Source organism: Micromonospora sp. MH33, from assembly GCF_003013775.1.
GTDB lineage: Bacteria > Actinomycetota > Actinomycetes > Mycobacteriales > Micromonosporaceae > Micromonospora > Micromonospora fulviviridis.
Genome location: NZ_MUYZ01000494.1, coordinates 1 through 3,018 on the forward strand (window position 1 = coordinate 1; position 3,018 = coordinate 3,018).

General features: G+C 75.6%; 2 protein-coding genes and 1 pseudogene. 1 reads left to right on the top strand and 2 read right to left on the bottom strand.

What is annotated here, in order from left to right; translation table 11 throughout:
• Nucleotides 1–64 precede the first annotated feature (64 nt).
• Both B0E53_RS34885 and B0E53_RS34890 read right to left on the bottom strand, forming a co-directional pair.
• Nucleotides 65–1,036: pseudogene (locus B0E53_RS34885) on the bottom strand (CocE/NonD family hydrolase); the annotation flags it as partial.
• Nucleotides 1,037–1,038: 2 nt separating this feature from the next.
• A complete protein-coding gene (locus tag B0E53_RS34890) occupies nt 1,039–1,566 on the bottom strand; it encodes a MarR family transcriptional regulator (protein WP_107079770.1) in 528 nt (175 codons plus the stop codon).
• 138 nt (nt 1,567–1,704) lie between these two features.
• Here B0E53_RS34890 and B0E53_RS34895 point away from each other — a divergent pair.
• The coding region (locus B0E53_RS34895) for an MMPL family transporter (RefSeq protein ID WP_146167916.1) at nt 1,705–3,018 on the top strand (1,314 nt) is incomplete at its 3' end.

The following is a 3,018-nucleotide window of genomic DNA, read 5'->3' on the forward strand; positions in this document are numbered from 1 at the left end:
GTCACGGGGCCTCCCTGCCCCCGGGCGCGCCGCCGGGCAGCACGTCCAGCCGGTCGAGCAGCCCCCGGACCGGCGCTCGGCCCGGCCCCGGGCGCCCGGCCAGGTGCTCGTCGAGCCAGTCGAGCCCCTCGCGCAGGGCCGCCACGAGCAGCCCGGGGCTGCCGTGGGTCCACGGGCCGACGGTCAGCCGGGTACGGGCGCCGGCCGCCCGGAGCCGGGCGTAGTCGTCGAGCTGGGCGGGGAGGAAGATGTCCTGCCAACCGCTGACCATCGCCACCGGCGCGCGGACCTCGGCGATCCGGTCGCCGAAGATCCGGGTCCGCCAGTAGTCGGCGTCCGGTGTGTGGTGGCGCAGCCACTCCTGGAAGAACGGCACGGTCACCCCGGTGGCGACCCGGTCCGCCTCGACCAGCGGCAGGTGGGCCAGCGCGCGGATGAGCCGGGGCTGCCCGCGCTTGAGCTCCCACTGCCGGGCCAGCCAGGGCACGGTCTGCGCCTGGAGCAGCTCCGCCCAGGTGAGGACGGTGTCCAGGGCGAACGACTCGCCCGCGTACGTCGAGTCCCGGGTGCCCGAGGCGGTGACCACGGCGACCATGGCGCGCAGCTCGTCGGCCGCCTCGGCGGCGACCGCCCACTGCACGAACCCCTGGTAGCTGGCGCCGAACATGCCGAACGCGCCGGTCCACCAGGGCTGCCGGCGCAGCCAGTCGAGGGTGTCCAGCCCGTCGTCGCGCTCGTGCACCAGCGGGGCGAACTCGCCGCCCGAGCCGTAGGTGCCCCGGCAGGACTGGATCACCATGTGGTAGCCGCGCTCGGCGACGAGGCGGCCGAGCAGCCGGACCGGACCGCCCCGCCCGTACGGGGTGCGGATCAGCACGCAGGCCGCCCCGGGCAGGTCCGGGGCGTAGTGGTCGGTGCGCAGTGTCACCCCGTCGCGCACCCGGACCGGAAGGTCGCGGGTGACCGTGATCCGCCGGGCCCGCGCGGCGGGCAGCCGCAGCGCCGCGCCGGCGAGCCGGGTGACCAGCCGCCGCACGCTCAGTCCGCGGCGCGTTCCGGCTCGCCGCGCCGGGGCTCGCCCCGGGCGGCGCGCACGGCGTCCCGGTGCTCGCGCATCGAGACCACCATCTCGGCCATGAACCGGTGCACGACGGCCAGCTCGTCGTCGCTGAACCGGCCCATCACCTCGTCGGTCCGCCGGCCCAGCGGCCCGAAGAAGCTGCGGGCCAGGGTCGCACCCCGGTCGGCGTAGTGCAGGAACACCTTGCGCCGGTCGGCGGTGTCCCGGTCGCGCCTGATGTGCCCGGCCCGTTCGAGGCGGTCGACGAGCGCGGTCACCGAGCCGGAGGAGAGGTTGAGCACCTCCCCCAGCCGCCCCGGGGTGATCGGGTCACCGAGCAGCTCGGCGTCCATCACCGCGATGAGGGCGTGCAGGTCGGTGGCGTTGAGGCCGTGCAGGCCGGCGAAGGCGTGCCCGATGTGCTGCGCGTCCGCCGAGTAGCGGCGCAGGTCGTTGGTGATGTCCGCGATCATCTGCCCGCGCCGGTCGTCCCGCCGCCGGTACATGCTCTGCGCTCCCACGTCTCGCCGCCACCCCCTGCCCGAACCGTCCGGTTGCAGCATAGAGCCTCTGCCGATAATCTCGCCTATCAAGATACTTGGTCAGCGAGACTCATCATCGACACGATTTCGTGAGGCATCCCGATGTCACTGTTCACCCGCGTCGCCCGGGGCCGGTTGGCCGCCTGGCTCACCGTCGCCGCCGCACTCGTCGTCGGCGCGGTCGTCTTCGGCCTACCCCGCCCCGACAACCCGGCTCCCGTCTCCGCCACCGGCCTGTCCGTCGAGTGGCAGTCGACGCAGGTCGAACGCCTCCAGGACCAGCTCCCCGCCAGCGACGTGCAGCCCGCCGTCGTGGTGGTCAGCCGCGCCGACCGTGCCCCGCTGGCCGAGTCCGACCGGACCGCGCTCGACGGCGCCTCCGCCGCGCTGGGCCGGTTCGCCGCCGGCGGCCGGGTCGCGCCGGCCCAGTTCTCCCCCGACGGCACGGTGGCGCTGGTCGCCGTGCCGCTGTCCACCGCCGGCGGCCAGGAGGCCGTGGTGGACGAGGTGGCCGGCCTCCGCGCGGCACTGGCCGACCTGCCCGACGCGCTGACCGTCGAGGTGACCGGCGCGCCCGCCTTCACCGCCGACCTCACGAAGGTCTTCGACGGCGCCGACATCACCCTGCTCGCGGTCACCGCCGGCGTCGTGGCGCTGCTGCTGCTGATCACCTACCGCAGCCCGTTCCTGTGGATCGTGCCGCTGCTGGTGGTCGCCGCGGCCGAGCAGCTGACCCTGCGCGCCGTCGACACGATCGTGCCCGCGCTCGGCATCCACCTCCAGGAGGGCCAGGTCACCGGGATCGCCAGCGTGCTCGTCTTCGGCGCCGCGACCGACTACGCGCTGCTGCTGATCGCCCGCTACCGGGAGGAGCTGCGCCGCGAGGAGAACCGGTTCGCCGCCATGCGGGCCGCGCTGCGCCGAACCGCCGAGCCGATCCTGGCCAGCGGCGGCACCGTGGTGCTCGGCGTGCTCACCCTGCTGCTGTCCGAGCAGGAGACCAACCGGGCGCTCGCGGTGGCCTGCGCCACCGGCGTGGTCCTCGCCATGGCGTCCGCGCTCTTCGTGCTCCCCGCCGTCCTGGTGATCTTCGGGCGGGGGCTGTTCTGGCCCTTCGTACCCCGGGTCGGTGGCGCGGCGCGGGAGGGCCGCCTCTGGGGCCGGCTCGGCGCCGGCGTCGTCCGCCGGCCGCTGCCGATCGCGGCGCTGGCCACCCTGCTCCTCGCCGCCCTCGCCCTCGGCGGCCTGGGCATCCGCACCGGCCTGTCGGAGACCGAGCAGTTCCGCGTTAAGCCGGAGGCGGTGGCCGGCGCGGAGACCCTGGCCCGCGCCTTCCCGGCCGGCACCACCCAACCGGTCGCCGTGCTCACCAACCCGGGCGCGGCCCCGGCGGTGCTGGCCGCCGCCGGCGCGGTC

Bases quoted from the DNA above. Each gene is read 5' to 3' on its own strand.
- B0E53_RS34890 (WP_107079770.1), bottom strand. From the start codon at position 1,566: ATGTACCGGCGGCGGGACGACCGGCGCGGGCAGATGATCGCGGACATC.